The following is a 15298-nucleotide window of genomic DNA, read 5'->3' on the forward strand; positions in this document are numbered from 1 at the left end:
ATTCCATTGGAATGAAGGTGCAATCTGGGATTTCAGGAATGGCTTGAGTAAAGAAGAGAAAGAGTAAAGACAATGGAGGAGGGGCTGAATACAAAGCCTAGTAAAATTTTAGACAACCAACACTTAATGAAGGATTTACCGATGGCAAAATTGGCTGGGATGCTTTTATTGGTAAGCACACAAGAAGAATTGCATTTGCAGCAGCTGTTTCCACGAGCTTGCCGAAGGGGCGAGAACTTGACAAAAATGGCAGAAGGCTTCCAACACCCTACAGCTTATTTACGGAGTGGTGCAAAGCATATTTAACCGGAGAGTGGGCAACAACAAAGGTTAGCGGTGGTTTTCTCTTATGTATTTCTACAAATGAAGACGCTAGGGCTATACAGGACGAGTTCAAAATAATAGGGCAAGCCAAGCATACACCAGCTGGAAAGGATACCTACCCAATAGGCTATAGAGATTCACAGTATGCAGCACTTGCGGGCGATCTCGGGTACGTTCTGTGAAAGTTCCTAACAAGCCCAGCCACGGCGACGGCTTTTCCGTTGTGGCTTCGCCTTCACTACAAAGCCGCGCGTGCTGGCGGCATTATATCAGGATTGCCTGAACGTCCCCTTCTGGCCGAAAGCCGTTGTTTCAGGCGTCAGCGTGTGTAGCCGGATGCTCGCTGCGATCGGTTTAAAGGCTATTCCATCGCGTGGTGGGCAAATCTCTAGGAGAAACCTCTCTTCACTGTAAGAGCGCCGGCCAAATGGTCGGTTTTTTGGTTTCGGTCGACCCAGTTTCCCGTGTTGCCATATTCTTGTCATGCCTTGGGGGCATATATGTTATTTTGTATATATGGATATGGAGATATGAGATGGCCAAGCAACGTATTCTCTTTCTATGCAATGCCAACTCTGCACGCTCTCTCATGGGCGAAGCATTGCTTCGGCATCTGGCAGGTGATCGCTATGACGCCTTCAGTGCAGGCGTGGAGCCGGATGCCCCCAAGCAGGCAGCACTCGATGCTCTTGCTCAGGTAGGCATCGATACCACGGGGCTCGCGAGTGAGCCACTAGAAGCCTATGCCGATCAATATTTCGATGCGGTGATCATCCTCTGTGAGAAAGCCCAGCAGCGCTGTCGCGAATGGCAGGGCAAGACTGAGGAACTGCTGTTTTGGGATATACGGGATCCGCGAGTGATTAACCGTGACAATGCGTACCAGCAGACGTTGCAAGAGATCCGTACACGACTGCAACTCTGGTTGGATGTGAGATCACGAGACGACATTGAAAGGTGAACCATTGGCAACACTGATGCCCACGCAATTGTTCAAGTGCCTTAGCGATGAAACCCGCCTAGCGCTGATGCTGCTCATTCACGCGGAAGGTGAGCTTTGTGTTTGTGAGATGACGCACGCGCTGGACCAGTCCCAGCCCAAGATATCCCGGCACTTGGCCCAGTTGCGTGCGTGTGAGCTTCTTCAGGACCGTCGCCAAGGATAGTGGTCTATTACCGCTTGATGCCGAGTCTACCGGATTGGGCACTGGGTGGGCTTAACGCAGCGGCGGTAGGGGCTTCCCTGCAACTGGCCGCCTTGCGCGAGCGGCTTGCCTCCATAGGCAACCGTCCGACTCGCCAAGCTGAGTGCTGCTAACTCGGTTTCGGAGAAACGACACCAAAACACGGCAGGAGAGCCTTATGACACTTCGTATTGGCATCAACGGTTTCGGTCGCATCGGGCGTCTTGCACTGCGCAGCCTTTGGCCTTATCGCGAAAAGGCATCGTTGGAGATCGTGCGCATCAACGATCCAGGCGGTAGCACTGAAACCTTCGCCCATCTGCTTGAGTTCGACTCGGTGCATGGCCACTGGGCACCGGGGGCGGGCATCACTGCCGGTAACGAAGCCATCACGGTCGATGGCATTACGATCCCCTTCAGCGGCAATCGTGTACTCGCCGATAGTGACTGGGCACAGTGCGATGTGGTGATCGAAGCCTCCGGTGTGATGAAAACAGCCGACTGATTGCAGGCCTATCTCGATCAGGGCGTGGCTCGCGTCGTGGTCACGGCCCCGCTCAAGGATGAAGGCGTACTCAACGTGGTAATGGGCGTCAACGACGATGCCTACAATCCCGATAAACACCGTATCGTCACGGCGGCGAGCTGCACTACCAACTGCCTGGCACCGGTAGTCAAGGTCATCCATGAAAACTTCGGGATCCGCCATGGCTCGATGACGACCGTGCATGACCTCACCAATACACAGTCGATTCTCGACTCTCCGCATAAAGACTTGCGCCGCGCTCGGGCCAGCGGTATGAGCCTGATACCGACCACCACCGGTTCGGCCAAGGCGATCACCGCCATTTTTCCGGAGTTGACCGGCAAGCTGAATGGCCATGCCATTCGTGTGCCGTTGGCCAATGCTTCGCTAACTGACATGGTATTCGAAGTCGAGCGCGAAACCTCCGTCGAGGAAGTCAACGGCGTGCTTGAAAAGGCGGCTCAGGGGCCGCTGGCTGGTATTCTCGGTTTCGAAACGCGTCCGTTAGTATCCATCGACTACCGCACCGACCCTCGCAGTTCCATCGTCGATGCGCTCTCGACGCTGGTCGTCAATGGCACCCATGTAAAAATCTATGCCTGGTACGACAACGAATGGGGCTACGCCAACCGGGCGGTAGAACTGGCTATCAAGATAGGGCGAGGTTAACGGGAGTCAGGCATGTTATTACCCGAGCGACTGCGTGCCCTACCGCTCGAAGTGCGCCAATATTTGCTGGTGACTGGCAACTACTGGGCCTTCACCCTGACCGACGGCGCGCTACGCATGCTGGTGGTGCTGCACTTCCACCAGTTGGGCTATTCGCCGCTGGAAGTGGCGATGCTCTTCCTGTTCTACGAGGCCTTCGGCGTGGTCACCAACTTCGTCGGGGGCTGGTTGGGCGCGCGACTGGGACTCAACCGCACCATGAACGTAGGCTTGGGGCTGCAGATCGTCGCGCTGGGCATGCTGCTGGTGCCGACCGCGGCATTGACGGTACCCTGGGTCATGTCGGCCCAGGCGCTTTCGGGGATCGCTAAAGATCTCAATAAGATGAGTGCCAAGAGCGCGGTCAAGGTCTTGGTGCCCAAGAACAATGTCAATGCCCAGGGCGCGCTGTATCGCTGGGTGGCGATACTCACTGGCTCGAAGAATGCGCTCAAGGGAGCCGGGTTCTTCGTCGGTGGCTTGCTGCTGACGCTGATCGGTTTTCGCGCTTCCATCCTGGTCATGCTAGGTATGCTGGTGGCCGTACTGGCCCTGTCGCTGTGGCGGCTACGCGCCGACCTAGGACGAACTAAGGCTAAGCCCAAGTTTCGTGAAGTCTTCTCCTCGTCACGTGCGGTCAATGTCCTGGCCGCAGCGCGGCTGTGCCTGTTCGCCTCGCGCGACGTGTGGTTCGTGGTGGCATTGCCGGTATTTCTCTACGACCTGCATGGCTGGGATCACTGGGCAGTGGGTACGATGCTGGCCGCCTGGGTAGTCGGCTATGGCGGTGTCCAGACCCAGGCCCCTCATATCACCCGTCTATTTCACGGCAGCGCACGGGGCATTACCGCCGGCTGGGCACTGGCACTGACTGCCGTGCCAGCCGTCCTGGCGCTTCTCCCGCTCGATGCTGCCGTGGCCTGGCTGGTAGCGGGACTACTAGCCTTCGGTGTGGTCTTCGCTGTCAACTCCAGTTGGCATAGCTATCTGATCGTGCGTTTCGCGCGGGAAGAGGGCGTATCGATGGACGTCGGCTTCTATTACATGGCCAATGCCATGGGTCGGCTGCTCGGCACGGTGCTGTCGGGCTGGCTTTACCAGGCGCAGGGCCTGGCGGCGTGTCTGTGGGTCTCGGCAGGGCTAGTGCTGTTGAGCGCGATTATGGCGCTAGGGTTGCCGGCGGAGCGGGTAAAAGCTGAAAGCGATAAGTACGCTTCGGGAAAGTAATACAACCTATACCTCAGGGTAGGCGCTATCTCATGCGTATATCTCATAGTTTGGCCAATGCGTTGACACGTTCTCTACGATAATTGCTATCGAAAATCGATATCGGCTTTCGATAAGGAATGTTTTGGAACATCAAGAGCTGCTGGCGGGCCTGATCCGCCTACATGTCCTGCATCATGCCGCAGAGCATGAAATCTATGGCCAATGGATGATCGATGGGTTGGCACACCACGGTTATCGGCTGAGTCCCGGGACCCTCTACCCCATGCTGCACAGTCTGGAGCGCAAGGGATATCTCGTTTCTCGCGAAGAGCGGAAAGGAAGCTCACGGCGCAAGCTCTACCGGGCGACCGACAAGGGCCGCGAGGGGCTGGCCGTGGCCAAGAGACAACTCCGAGAATTCACGGGGGAAGCCATGCAAGACAACATCGAGAAGGAATAGGAACCATGACACAGCAAGCTGTGACGGCAGGGCGCGTCCGCGAAGTTTTCAGGGCTTTTCTCCTGCTCGGCCTGACGTCCTTCGGAGGTCCTATTGCACACCTAGGCTATTTCCGCACAGAGTTCGTAGCGCGTCGTAAATGGCTGACAGAACAAGCCTATGCGGATTTGGTGGCCCTTTGTCAGTTCCTGCCGGGCCCTGCCAGCAGCCAGGTGGGATTTGCCTTGGGCCTCATGCGTGGCGGGCCTTGGGGCGCCGCTGCCGCCTGGCTAGCCTTTACCCTACCTTCTGCGATGATTCTTGTGTTGTTTGCCTATGGCGCTTTCCTGATGGAAGGGGCCATAGGCAGCGGCATTATTCATGGCCTCAAGCTAGTGGCCGTCGCAATCGTTGCCAATGCCGTTTGGGGGATGGCCAGGAATCTATGTCCCGATCGTCAGCGAGCCACCATTGCGCTTGCGGCTGTGCTGATCGTGGTGCTGTTCAGTGGTCCTTTGGGACAGGTTGCAGCTATTGTGGCAGGAGGGCTGGCTGGCATATGGTACTGTCGTGGCCAAGCCTCTTTCCCGGATAGCCATTTGAATTTTTCCGTTTCGCGCAAGGCTGGCGGTGTCGCCTTTCTCCTATTCCTCATCTTTCTAGTTGGGCTGCCCTTTATGACATGGGCGACAGGCAGCCAGACGCTGGATGTTATCGATGCCTTCTATCGTGCCGGCGCCTTGGTGTTCGGAGGGGGGCATGTCGTACTGCCTCTCCTAGAGGCCGAAGTGGTTCAGCCTGGTTGGGTCACTTCAGATGAGTTTCTGACAGGCTATGGCGCGGCTCAAGCGGTGCCTGGTCCGCTTTTCACTTTCTCCGCATATCTGGGAGCTATCTTGGAGCCCGAGCCCAATGGGCTAGTAGGAGCGGGGCTTGCATTATTAGCGATATTTGTGCCGGGTTTTCTGTTGCTGATCGCGATATTGCCGTTCTGGGGAGCGTTTCGTCAGTATGCGACTGCCCAGGCCGTCATGCGTGGCGCCAATGCGGCTGTCGTAGGCATTCTGGGCGCAGCGCTTTATGAGCCCGTATGGACGAGTGCCGTGTTGGGGGCCCATGACTTTGCCATGGCCCTTACCGGGTTCGTTTTGCTCACGGCATGGAAAATTCCGCCCTGGCTCGTGGTGATTATCGTGGGGCTCGGCGGTCTAAGCGTCAGCCTGCTTCTCTAAGCGGGACGAGGGCGAGAGAAGCGATTGACCACGCCTAGTAGGGCTAAAGGCCTAACCTTTACGAGACGAGAGACATTTCGCCATGAGCGGTGACAATTTAAGCCTGGCTTATGCATTGCGTGGTCTGCCTGACCGTCTGCCGGCAGGACGCCCTACATTGAACGATATTCTGAGCGCACTGGTGACTGTGGGCTTGCGCTCATTTTGTTGATTTTTTCGATCCCAGCCATTATCCCGACGCCAGGTATCCCTGCTGGTATGATATTCGGCTCGGCGCTTGCGCTGATCGGCGGACAGATGGTGATCGGCGCGAAGCGTGTCCGCTTGCCGTCTTTCATAGCTCAGCGGCGTGTCGGGCAAGACGTGCTGCGCAAAGTCTTCCAGCGCGCTACGCCATTTATAAAAAAACTAGAACGCCGCCTGAATATTCGTCTGGCCGGGATGATGTCCCCCTTAGCCATACGAGTTATCGGGGAGTTATTGTTGTCATGGCGGTGCTGGTTGCCTTGCCCATCCCATTTGGGAATACCTTGCCTGGCTTGGCGGTTCTGGCTCTACCGCTAGGCCTCGCGAGGCAGGATGGAATTGCAGTACTCGTTGGCTTGAGCCTTGAGCCTTGAGGTGCTGGCTTGCGGTGTCTCTGTGGCACTAGTACACGGCAGTCTGTGGCTGTTTGATACTGGTCTACGCGTGGCATGAATAAGCGAGCTTGCAGCGATTGATTTGTATCAATCGATGTAGCCGTCCCAAGAATCCTATCTTGGTAGATGTTGGTTCTTCATGCTGCTTGGCGACTTTGCGCTCGGTAGGTGAGTAGCCTGCCGAGCACTAGTGGATCTATTTAGCGCGACGTTATCGCCGGTAGCCAGAACGCCAGCGTAACGAGCGTGGCCAGCAGCACCGGGGGCGTCATCACTAGCCCGACCTTCATGTATTACCCCCAACTGATGCGATACCCCATGCCAGCCAGCACGTGCAGCCAGAGGAGTGTGGCGAGGCTGCCAATGGGCGTGAACCTGGGCCCCAGATCATTCCGATGACATTGGCGTAGACCATGTGCTTCTGTGTCAGTCTAGCTACAGTGCGTGGGTGATCGATCGCCGATTTACCGACCAAGGTCGAGGGCGTGCTGTTTCATCAGCGAGGCAAAAGTGACCCTGACGGCGCTGAGTGTCCGCTTTTGGCCGAAAGCTGCTGTCTGGCTGGCCATCGAGCGGTTAGTTTGTTCGAGGGCTTTTACAGTATCCGGACGCTTAGTGACGGCTTGGAGCTGACCTAGGCCATCTGTGAAGATGTCCGGTACCAGATAAACTAAGTGGTGTAGGACAACTTCTCTCAGAGCTGGGCTGGGATCGGTCCTGGCCAGCTCCTCGGCGGGTTTCCCTTCTGGATTCCCTGCTGGGTCAGGCTGCGCACTTGACCGCCGGGTGGGGCCCCACTCAGCCAAATATGATGAACTTCCAAGCGACTCACGGTCGTCCCCGACCCAGACGCATCACGGGCCCAGTTGACCAGCCCGCGACGGTTCGAGCGGTATAGCCCGTATACGTTGATTAATGATATCGGGGCAAGACGATGGCACTGTGGCCGATGCACACGTTATGACCGATCGTGACGCGATCCTTGGAACGCCAGACGAAAGCGCTATCATCGACGTCCTGGCTGGTATCGCTGAACCCGAATTTGCCGGGCCGGTAGGTGAAGTGGTGCAGAGTCGGCCGCCACCAAGGATGATTGCTGGGATTGATCCTGACGCTGGCGGCGATTGAGGTAAACTTGCCAATACCGGAATACATCACATCGCAATCACGCTCGATATAACTGTAACTGCCTACATCGCTATGGTTGAGCACACAGCGGTCGCCAATTTCCGTCCATTTCCCTAAATGAGTCGCATGCAGGCGCACTGTCGAGGCCACTATAGGGCTGGGTGCAAGCACTTCTGAAGCGGGCTGGGTCGACACGTTATTTCCTTGTGTTCAGAGCCGGGTGGTCAAAGTTCGAATTCCCGACCATCTGCTGCCAATGACACGTTGGGCGGTAAGCACAGTGGGTTGTGCATGGCATAAGCGTCGAGTTCGTGGCTGAGATGGGTCAGCCAGGCCTGGTCAGGGGCCAGGCGCTCAATGATGGACAAGGCCATGTCGAGGTTGTTGTGGTTGCGTGGCTCGCGATGGGTGGCGGGGTGAGTGGCGTCGAGGATCACCACACTGGGCTGCCACTGGCGCAGAAAGCGCTCGGTGTCGGCGGGCAGGCCGAGCGTATCGGTCAGATAGGCCAGCTTCGTACCGAGCCCGGCGATGCAGTAGCCCAGCGTGGGCTTGCTGTGGTTGAGGGGGACCGGAATGACTTCCAGGCCATTCAGGGCTAATGGCCGGAACGGTTTGAGCCCAGGCTGGAAGGCCAGCACGCCGGCATTCTTGTGGAGATCGGCACATCCTTGGGCATCCTTGGGGCCATAGACCGGTATCGGTTCGCCCGCCCCCCAGCGTAGATGGAAAAGCCCCTGGACGTGATCGGCATGGTAGTGCGTTAGCAGGATGGCCGCGGGACGCTCGCGCTCGCAACTCTCCGCGAGGTCCATGCGTCCGGCATCCAGCAGAATGCGGGCCCCGTCGACACGGACCTCGGCACAGCATGGTCCGCGTCGATGACAGTTCAACACACGGGCACGCTGGCAGGCGGGACAGCTGCAACCGAATCTCGGCACCTGTGCGCTATCGCCGGTGCCAACGAATCGAAACCTCATGATGTGCATTCCGACACGAGCAAGGCCTGCAACGTGGCAACGGCATGATGTAGTTCGCGACTGTTATCGATGTGGGCAACCCCGTCGAGTGTCGCTTCCAATTGTTGGTGACGGTGCAAGCGTGACTCGATCTCTTCCCGCGTCTCCCTGCCGCGCCGGATCAGACGCTCCCGTAGCACTGAAGGCTTCGCAGTCACCTGCACTGGCAGTAACCGGTCCTGGAAACGCTCACGTGCCGTGGCCAGGGCACGGCGACTACCGTTAACGATTACCACCTGATCGCGCTCCAGCCAGGCCGAGATCTCGATGCCCAGGCCATAATCGAGACCATGCGCGTGCCAGTCGAGGCAGAACAGACCCAGGCGCCGCCGCCAGGCAAACTCCACTTCTGATAGGCCCACGCAGTTCTCGCTCGTGCCGCTGGGCCGCGTGATATAACGGTGGGCCACCAGCCATTGGGGATGATGCTGACGCACTGCACCGAGCAAGGTGTCCTTGCCGACGCCGCTGCCGCCCATCAGGTAAACGAGTCGGCCCATGATCAGTGCACCTGCCTTCCTTGGGACCACACCCGTTGCACCATCGGATGGTCGTCGACTAGGCGTACGCGCAACAGGTCGGCACGCAACCCCGAGGCGAGACGACCTCTGTCGTTTAGGCCCACGGCCTCGGCCGGTTGGCGAGATGCCGTAGCTACCGCTTGCGGCAGGGTATAGCCGCCTTCCATCTGTGCGATCCTGAAGACGGCATCGAGCAGGGCTGCCGGATAATAATCGGAGGATAGAATATCGAGCACGCCCCGCTCGACCAACGCCGCCGCCGCGATATTGCCTGAGTGCGAGCCGCCGCGGACCACGTTGGGAGCGCCCATCATCACTGCCATACCGGCGCGATGCGAGGCCTCGGCGGCCTCACTCGTAGTAGGAAACTCGGCAACTCGCGTCCCGTACTCTCGGCTCTCGGCGACGTGCTCCAGGGTGGCGTCGTCGTGACTGGCCAGCGCCAGCCCCCGCTTGTGGCATTCGGCAGCGATGGCCTGGCGGTATTGAGCACTGTAACGGGCACTATTCGCGAGCTGTTCCGCGACAAATACTTCGAGTTCGGCGTCGTTGAGGCCGTACTTGCCCTGATAGTAGGTACGATAGGCCTCAAACGAGGCGAACTGGCGCTGGCCGGGGGCATGATCCATTAGGGACACCAGGCCGAGGAGCGGCAGGTCAGCCAAATCTTGGAAGCGCTGTAATGTCTCGGGCTGGCTGACTTCGCAGCGTAGGTGCAGACGATGGTCGACCCGGGCTAGCCCATCGGCGACGATGTCGCCGATGGCCGCACACATCTCATGCAGCGCCAGATGACGCATGCTGTCCTTGTGGACGTCGCCGATCGATACGGCGTCAAACACCGTAGTAATGCCGCTGGCCGCCATCTGCGCATCGTGGGCGAGCGCCGCTTGGCGGCCGGGCCAGGCGACCTTGGGACGGGGCTGGAAATACTTTTCCATATTATCGGTATGCAACTCGACCAAACCGGGCAACAAATAATCGTTGTCACAGTCGATTGCTGGCGGCAGCTGGCTGGGGGCGGTATCAATGTCGGCGATCAAGCCGTCACGGATCACCAGGCTGCCTGATATCACCTCGTCGTCGAGTACCAGCCGTGCATGGGTAAGAATCTGTTCGCTCATGAGGGCTGCCCCGGGAAATGCGTGGTCTTGGCCATCAGATGGTCGTCGAGTGGTAGTAGGCGATCCGCAACCTGGCTGCGCACATCTTCATCATGAAAAATGCCGAGCATGGCGGTGCCACGTGCCTTGGCTTCATGAATCAGCGCAACTACCTCGGCGCGGTTGGCAGCATCGAGCGAGGCTGTGGGCTCATCGAGCAACAGCAAAGGATGCTCGCCAATAAAGCCTCGGGCGATATTGACGCGCTGCTGCTCGCCGCCGGAGAAAGTGCCTGGCGGTAGCTGCCACAACCGCTCCGGCAGGTTGAGACGGGACAGTAGCGTCTCGGCCTTCGTGCGGGCATCCCAAGCATCGGCGCCACGTGCCAGTAACGGTTCCATTACCACCTCGACGGCACTGACCCGGGGTACCACGCGCAGGAACTGGCTGACGTAGCCGATCACGTCGCGGCGTAGGGGATGCCAGGCATGAGCGGGCAGATCGGTCAGTTCCAGCGGCCCGTCGCTGAAGTGCAGGCGGATACTGCCGCGCCGGGCAAGGTAATTGCCGTAGAGCATCTTAAGCAGCGTGCTCTTGCCGATGCCGCTGCGCCCGGCCAGCACCAGGCATTCGCCGGCACGCAGTTCGAGCGACAGGTCATGCATGACTTCCAGTGCGGTGCCGCCTTGGCCATGCAGTACGAAGCCCTTGTGCAGATTCTCGACAGTGAGTAAGGCATTCATGGTCTGGCTCCTTAAGGGGTCAGCACCGACGACACCAGCAACTGCGTATAGGCGTGCTGCGGGTCGTCGAGAATCTGATCGGTCAGGCCGGCTTCCACCACCCGGCTACGGCGCATCACCAGCAAGCGGTGTGAGAGCAGGCGTGCCACGGCGAGGTCGTGGGTAACGAGTACGACCGACAGGCCGAGCTGGCGCACCAAAGTGCGGATCATGTCGAGCAGGCGCGCCTGTACGGACACGTCGAGCCCGCCAGTAGGCTCGTCCATGAATACCAGCCGCGGCCGAGTCACTAGGGTGCGAGCGATCTGCAAACGCTGCTGCATGCCGCCGGAGAAAGTTCGCGGTGCATCATCGATGCGCCCGGGATCGAGCTCCACCTGCCCCATCCAGTCCTGGCCAGCGGCGCGTAACTGACCGTAATGACGCTGGCCCAGTGCCATCAGACGCTCGCCGATGTTGGCGCCGGCGGACACACCCATGCGCAGGCCATCACGCGGGTTCTGATGGATCAGCCCCCACTCCAGGCGTAGCAGTGCGCGGCGGCGTGCTTCACTGATGGCATAAAGATCCAGCGTGTCGTCGTTTGCAGAATGGTAAGCCACGTGGCCGGCATCGGGTGCCTCCAGGCCGGCCAGCACCCGCAACAGCGTCGACTTGCCGGAGCCGGACTCGCCGACGATGCCCAGCACCTCGCCGGCATGTAGGCGAAAGTTGATCTCCTGGCAGCCCTTGTCAGGTCCATAGAGGCGGCTGACGTTATGTACATCCAGCAGGGCGGGACGTTCCAGGTCGGGTCTAGGAAGGACGGAACGATTCATGCCACCTCCCCGCGGCGTGTCATGCAGTAATCGGTATCGGAACAGACAAACATGCGGTTGCCGGCGTCGTCGGTAATGACTTCGTCGAGGTAGCTGGTCTCGCTGCCACACAGTGCGCAGCATTCATCCCAGGCCTGGATCTCGAAGGGGTGGTCCTCGAAATCGAGACTCTCCACCCGGGTATAGGGCGGAATGGCGTAGAGGCGTTTCTCTCGGCCTGCGCCGAACAGCATCAGGGCCTCATTCATGTGCAGCTTGGGATTGTCGAACTTAGGGATAGGCGAAGGATCCATCACATAGCGATCGTCAACCTTGACCGGGTAGGCATAAGTGGTGGCGATATGGCCGTAGCGGGCAATGTCCTCGTAGAGCTTGACGTGCATCACGCCGTACTCCTCCAGGGCATGCATGAGCCGGGTCTCCTGTTCGCTGGGCTCGATGAAGCGCAGCGGCTCGGGTATCGGTACCTGGAAGACCAGGATCTGGCCATGGCTGAGCGCGGCTTCGGGGATTCGGTGACGAGTCTGGATGACGCTGGCCGAGGTCGTCGCCGTAGTGGTTTCGACCCCGGCGACCCGCTGGAAGAAGGCGCGGATACTGACTGCATTGGTGGTGTCGTCGGCACCTTGGTCGATCACCTTGAGCACGTCATCGCTGCCCAGGATGCTGGCTGTGAGCTGCATGCCGCCGGTTCCCCAGCCATAGGGCATGGGCATCTCGCGGCCGCCGAAAGGCACTTGGTAGCCGGGAATCGCCACCGCCTTGAGCAGCGCACGGCGGATCATGCGCTTCGTTTGTTCGTCCAGATAGGCGAAGTTATATCCGTTCACTAGATGACCTCCTCGTCGGATGCCGCTTTCTGGCTTGCCGCATGGGCACGGCGCAGCCGGCGCAACAGCTCCAGTTCGGATTGGAAATCGACGTAGTGCGGCAGCTTGAGATGCGAGACGAAGCCTGAGGCCTCCACGCTGTCGGCGTGAGCTAGAACAAATTCGGCCTGTTGGGCCGGGCTATTGACCGGTTCGCCGAGCTCTTCGGCACGCAGGGCGCGATCGACCAGCGCCATGGCCATGGTCTTGCGTTCGTTGTGGCCAAAGGACAGTCCATAGCCGCGCGTAAACTGGGGCGCGACCTCACGCGAGCCACCGAACTGGTTGATCATCTGACATTCGCTCACAGGGATTTCACCGATGCAGATGCGCTCGCCGAATTCCTCTACGAAAATCTCGACCTCCACCTGGCCGATACGAATCTCGCCGGCGAAGGGATGGTTGCGCCCATAGCCGCGTTGAGTGGAGTAAGCCAGCGAGAGCAGATACCCTTCGTCGCCACGCGCCAACATCTGCAGGCGCGCGGCGCGATCGACGGGATAGTCCGGCGGGTCGCGGGTGATATCGTAGGGCTCGCTGCCATCATCGGCCTCGCGCTCGATCAACCCTTCGGCATTGAGCAGTTCGAGGATCTGCGGGCAACTCTCCAGCGCCTGTTCGGCACGGGCTGGCGTGGGTATTTCTCCCTCTGCCAACTGCATGAAATCCAGTAGACGGTGAGTGTAGTCATACGTCGGGCCGAGAATCTGACCGCCTGGAATGTCCTTGTAGGTGGCGCTGATCCGACGCTCGATGCGCATAGCGCTGGTATCGACCGGTTCACTCACCGCCAGCCGCGGCAGAGTGGTGCGGTAGGCACGTAGCAGGAACACCGCTTCAATCGTGTCGCCACTAGCCTGCTTGAGCGCGAGCGCAGCGAGCTCAGGGTCGAACAGCGAGGCCTCGCTCATCACGCGATCGACTGCCAGGCGCAGCTGTTCCTGAATCTGCTCGACCGACAGCTCGGCTAGCTCACGATCGCCACGCCGGCGATCGCCCAATAATTGATGGGCGTTGGCAATCGCCTGTTCGCCGCCTTTCACTGCGACATACATGAACGATCCTCCTTCAGGCACTTTTCGATCCGGCTGCTACGGGGAATGGCAGTCAGCCGAGCGTCGCAGGCCAGCAGGGCATCGAGGCCACGGGGAAACTGGGTGTGATTGCGAGCCAGGCATCCCATCAGAGCCTCTCCATCGCCAACATCGAGCCAGCGTCGTTCTGGAATGCCCGGGCCGCTGATTTGCCAAGGGCCTTGGTCGTTCAAGCTGTCGAGTGAAACCAGCAGGGTCGTGCTGCGGTCGGGATACTCGTCGCTACCGGTGGCGAAGGCGATTTCGGTGTGCAGCGTGGTGGGAGTCACCACGGCGAAATCGGCGCTTGCCGGGTCATCGGCCAGACGGCAGCCGGTATGGAAGGAGAGCGCTTCGCGCAGCGCCGGCGTGTCGAGTTCGCGGGCGATCCAGACGCGCGTATCGAGATCGCACAGCGTCAGCAGGGCGCCCCACAGTGCGGCGCCGATCGGGGCCACTTCCGGCGGAGCGTCGAGGTCCAGGTTATGCAGCGTACCGGGTTCCGACATCGCCTGGAGAATCTGGCGGAACAGCCGCTGGCTGTCGTGTACGGGATCGGTCAGGCCGGGCCAGAGCATGCTCATTCCCCTCTTACCATGGTGAAGAAATCCACGCGGGTAGCCGCGGCGGTGCGCGAGGCTTCGGCGTTGCGAGTGGCGAGCTCGTCGGCGAGCGGTGCAATAAGCTCGGCGTCGATACGTTCGCGTAGGTCATCTTGCTGGGCGCAGGCGTCGATAAGCGCGATCAGCTCGGCGTGGTGAAAGTCGCGGCCGCGTACCCAGCCATGGCCTAACGGGCCATCTTCCAGCGTCACGCTGGCGCGGGTCATGGTCATTTCCCCCAAGTTGAAGGCATTGCCGGTGGCGCCCATACGGCCGCGAACCATGGCCATGCCGGTTTCCGGACCGCGTACGCGGCGATGGGGTCGATCGATACCAAGCGCGGTCCAACGGGACTTCAGCCGCTCGCGAGGCGTCAGCGCCAATATCCGCTGTCGTTGGGATCGGGTCATAGGGAGACCTCGTCGATGTCATTAAAATCAATGTGATAGGCGAACCGGTCGGCCCGGGCGCGGCCGACCGAAATTTCCACCAGCGTGCCGTTGGCATCCACGTTGTCACTGGTAAGTTGAAGCAGTGGAGCATTAAGCGGGCAGCGGAGCAGTCGCGTATCGTCGCGGTTGGCGCTGCCGGCCTCGATGCGTACTCGGCGACGGTACAAGCGCAGGCCGTAATGCTGACTGAGCAGTGCTCGTGTCGATCCGCCGCGGTAACGGTGCGTCCAGTTCGGAAGGCGGTGGTCGTCGAACCAGTGACGCAGGAACAGTACGGGCGAATCGTCGACATGGCGCAGGGTGTCGACGCACAGCAGTGGCTCGTCTGAGCGTCGGCCAAAGCGTTGAGCGATGGCTTCGGGAGGCAAGCGCAAACCCTGTTCCAAGCACTGGGTTTGCGTGGCAACACCCTGTTCGGCGAGGTTCTGGGTGACCTTGCTGCCGGCATTGACGGCATAGTCGAGCCGGCGATCGACAACCTGGGTGCCGCGCCCCTGATGGCGGGTCACCATGCCGGCGGCGACCAACTCGTCCAAGGCCCGGCGAATAGTATGGCGATTGACATCGAAGCGCTTGGCCAGCGCCGCCTCGGCAGGCAGCAGGTCGCCGGGTTGATAACTGGCTCGAACCTCGCGCGCCAAAATATCGGCGAGCGTGCGGTAGCGCGGTGCCTGGGTGAGTTGTCTAGACATGTTGCTTCCTGATAA

At 59.6% G+C, this 15298-nt stretch carries 16 protein-coding genes and 3 pseudogenes; 7 read left to right on the forward strand and 12 right to left on the reverse strand.

Translation table 11 applies throughout. The annotated features are described in order from the left end of the window. Positions 1-859: 859 nt before the first annotated feature. The 7 genes and pseudogenes from F568_RS0119215 (at position 860) to F568_RS26410 (ending at position 6242) form a co-directional block, all read left to right on the forward strand. Positions 860-1285, forward strand: a complete 426-nt coding sequence (locus tag F568_RS0119215) for an arsenate reductase ArsC (RefSeq protein WP_019020395.1) — start codon at positions 860-862, stop codon at positions 1283-1285. A gap of 16 nt (positions 1286-1301) precedes the next feature. After that, a pseudogene (locus F568_RS26145) lies at positions 1302-1642 on the forward strand (metalloregulator ArsR/SmtB family transcription factor). 44 nt (positions 1643-1686) lie between these two features. Beyond that, a pseudogene (locus F568_RS23370) lies at positions 1687-2703 on the forward strand (ArsJ-associated glyceraldehyde-3-phosphate dehydrogenase). 12 nt (positions 2704-2715) lie between these two features. Continuing rightward, positions 2716-3969 carry an organoarsenical effux MFS transporter ArsJ gene (arsJ, locus tag F568_RS23375; RefSeq protein WP_019020399.1) on the forward strand — a complete coding sequence of 418 codons (1254 nt, stop codon included), beginning with the start codon at positions 2716-2718 and terminating at the stop codon, positions 3967-3969. Positions 3970-4093: 124 nt separating this feature from the next. Beyond that, on the forward strand, positions 4094-4411 hold the full coding sequence (locus F568_RS0119235; RefSeq protein ID WP_019020400.1) for a PadR family transcriptional regulator: 318 nt from the start codon (positions 4094-4096) through the stop codon (positions 4409-4411). Positions 4412-4416: 5 nt separating this feature from the next. Continuing rightward, positions 4417-5622 carry a chromate efflux transporter gene (gene chrA / locus F568_RS0119240; protein WP_019020401.1) on the forward strand — a complete coding sequence of 402 codons (1206 nt, stop codon included), beginning with the start codon at positions 4417-4419 and terminating at the stop codon, positions 5620-5622. A gap of 156 nt (positions 5623-5778) precedes the next feature. Then, positions 5779-6242 (forward strand): annotated as a pseudogene (locus F568_RS26410) (exopolysaccharide biosynthesis protein). A 314-nt stretch (positions 6243-6556) separates the two neighbouring features. On the opposite strand, the gene F568_RS26415 reads toward F568_RS26410, so the two are convergent. The 12 genes from F568_RS26415 to phnF all read right to left on the reverse strand — a co-directional run bounded on the left by F568_RS26415 (position 6557) and on the right by phnF (position 15283). Next, positions 6557-6649 (reverse strand): ArsB/NhaD family transporter, encoded by a 93-nt coding sequence (locus tag F568_RS26415; protein WP_371827865.1) that lies wholly within the window; start codon positions 6647-6649, stop codon positions 6557-6559. Positions 6650-7175: 526 nt separating this feature from the next. After that, positions 7176-7586, reverse strand: coding sequence for an LbetaH domain-containing protein (locus F568_RS23380; RefSeq protein ID WP_019020403.1), 411 nt, complete (start codon positions 7584-7586; stop codon positions 7176-7178). A gap of 29 nt (positions 7587-7615) precedes the next feature. Then, positions 7616-8371: a phosphonate metabolism protein PhnP gene (gene phnP, locus F568_RS0119260; RefSeq protein ID WP_019020404.1), complete on the reverse strand. Its 756-nt coding sequence runs from the start codon at positions 8369-8371 to the stop codon at positions 7616-7618. After that, positions 8368-8910: a ribose 1,5-bisphosphokinase gene (phnN, locus tag F568_RS0119265; RefSeq protein WP_019020405.1), complete on the reverse strand. Its 543-nt coding sequence runs from the start codon at positions 8908-8910 to the stop codon at positions 8368-8370. The genes phnP and phnN overlap by 4 nt, the downstream gene beginning before the upstream one ends. Before the next feature lie 2 nt (positions 8911-8912). Then, positions 8913-10055, reverse strand: coding sequence for an alpha-D-ribose 1-methylphosphonate 5-triphosphate diphosphatase (locus tag F568_RS0119270; RefSeq protein WP_019020406.1), 1143 nt, complete (start codon positions 10053-10055; stop codon positions 8913-8915). After that, positions 10052-10777, reverse strand: coding sequence for a phosphonate C-P lyase system protein PhnL (phnL, locus tag F568_RS0119275; protein WP_019020407.1), 726 nt, complete (start codon positions 10775-10777; stop codon positions 10052-10054). Before phnL ends, F568_RS0119270 begins: the two co-directional genes overlap by 4 nt. Before the next feature lie 11 nt (positions 10778-10788). Beyond that, complete coding sequence (gene phnK, locus F568_RS0119280) at positions 10789-11595, reverse strand: phosphonate C-P lyase system protein PhnK (RefSeq protein ID WP_019020408.1); 807 nt, start codon at positions 11593-11595, stop codon at positions 10789-10791. Beyond that, the gene (locus F568_RS0119285; protein WP_019020409.1) at positions 11592-12425 is read right to left on the reverse strand and encodes an alpha-D-ribose 1-methylphosphonate 5-phosphate C-P-lyase PhnJ; all 834 of its coding nucleotides are present in this window, start codon (positions 12423-12425) and stop codon (positions 11592-11594) included. Before F568_RS0119285 ends, phnK begins: the two co-directional genes overlap by 4 nt. After that, the gene (locus F568_RS0119290) at positions 12425-13519 is read right to left on the reverse strand and encodes a carbon-phosphorus lyase complex subunit (protein ID WP_019020410.1); all 1095 of its coding nucleotides are present in this window, start codon (positions 13517-13519) and stop codon (positions 12425-12427) included. Before F568_RS0119290 ends, F568_RS0119285 begins: the two co-directional genes overlap by 1 nt. After that, entirely contained in the window at positions 13504-14121 is a 618-nt protein-coding gene (gene phnH / locus F568_RS0119295; protein ID WP_019020411.1) for a phosphonate C-P lyase system protein PhnH, read from the reverse strand. Before phnH ends, F568_RS0119290 begins: the two co-directional genes overlap by 16 nt. Further along, positions 14118-14549 (reverse strand): phosphonate C-P lyase system protein PhnG, encoded by a 432-nt coding sequence (gene phnG / locus F568_RS0119300; RefSeq protein WP_019020412.1) that lies wholly within the window; start codon positions 14547-14549, stop codon positions 14118-14120. Before phnG ends, phnH begins: the two co-directional genes overlap by 4 nt. Further along, positions 14546-15283 (reverse strand): phosphonate metabolism transcriptional regulator PhnF, encoded by a 738-nt coding sequence (phnF, locus tag F568_RS0119305; RefSeq protein WP_019020413.1) that lies wholly within the window; start codon positions 15281-15283, stop codon positions 14546-14548. Before phnF ends, phnG begins: the two co-directional genes overlap by 4 nt. Positions 15284-15298: the final 15 nt, after the last annotated feature.

It is taken from the genome of Modicisalibacter luteus DSM 23508 (assembly GCF_000378505.1).
Classification (GTDB): Bacteria; Pseudomonadota; Gammaproteobacteria; order Pseudomonadales; family Halomonadaceae; genus Modicisalibacter; species Modicisalibacter luteus.

Excerpts from the sequence above, each read along its gene's own strand:
- phnL (WP_019020407.1), bottom strand. The coding sequence starts at position 10,777 with ATGAATGCCTTACTCACTGTCGAGAATCTGCACAAGGGCTTCGTACTG.
- phnF (WP_019020413.1), bottom strand. The coding sequence starts at position 15,283 with ATGTCTAGACAACTCACCCAGGCACCGCGCTACCGCACGCTCGCCGAT.
- chrA (WP_019020401.1), top strand. The coding sequence starts at position 4,417 with ATGACACAGCAAGCTGTGACGGCAGGGCGCGTCCGCGAAGTTTTCAGG.
- F568_RS0119290 (WP_019020410.1), bottom strand. The coding sequence starts at position 13,519 with ATGTATGTCGCAGTGAAAGGCGGCGAACAGGCGATTGCCAACGCCCAT.
- phnP (WP_019020404.1), bottom strand. The coding sequence starts at position 8,371 with ATGAGGTTTCGATTCGTTGGCACCGGCGATAGCGCACAGGTGCCGAGA.
- F568_RS0119215 (WP_019020395.1), top strand. The coding sequence starts at position 860 with ATGGCCAAGCAACGTATTCTCTTTCTATGCAATGCCAACTCTGCACGC.
- arsJ (WP_019020399.1), top strand. The coding sequence starts at position 2,716 with ATGTTATTACCCGAGCGACTGCGTGCCCTACCGCTCGAAGTGCGCCAA.
- phnN (WP_019020405.1), bottom strand. The coding sequence starts at position 8,910 with ATGGGCCGACTCGTTTACCTGATGGGCGGCAGCGGCGTCGGCAAGGAC.
- phnK (WP_019020408.1), bottom strand. The coding sequence starts at position 11,595 with ATGAATCGTTCCGTCCTTCCTAGACCCGACCTGGAACGTCCCGCCCTG.
- phnG (WP_019020412.1), bottom strand. The coding sequence starts at position 14,549 with ATGACCCGATCCCAACGACAGCGGATATTGGCGCTGACGCCTCGCGAG.
- F568_RS0119270 (WP_019020406.1), bottom strand. The coding sequence starts at position 10,055 with ATGAGCGAACAGATTCTTACCCATGCACGGCTGGTACTCGACGACGAG.
- phnH (WP_019020411.1), bottom strand. The coding sequence starts at position 14,121 with ATGAGCATGCTCTGGCCCGGCCTGACCGATCCCGTACACGACAGCCAG.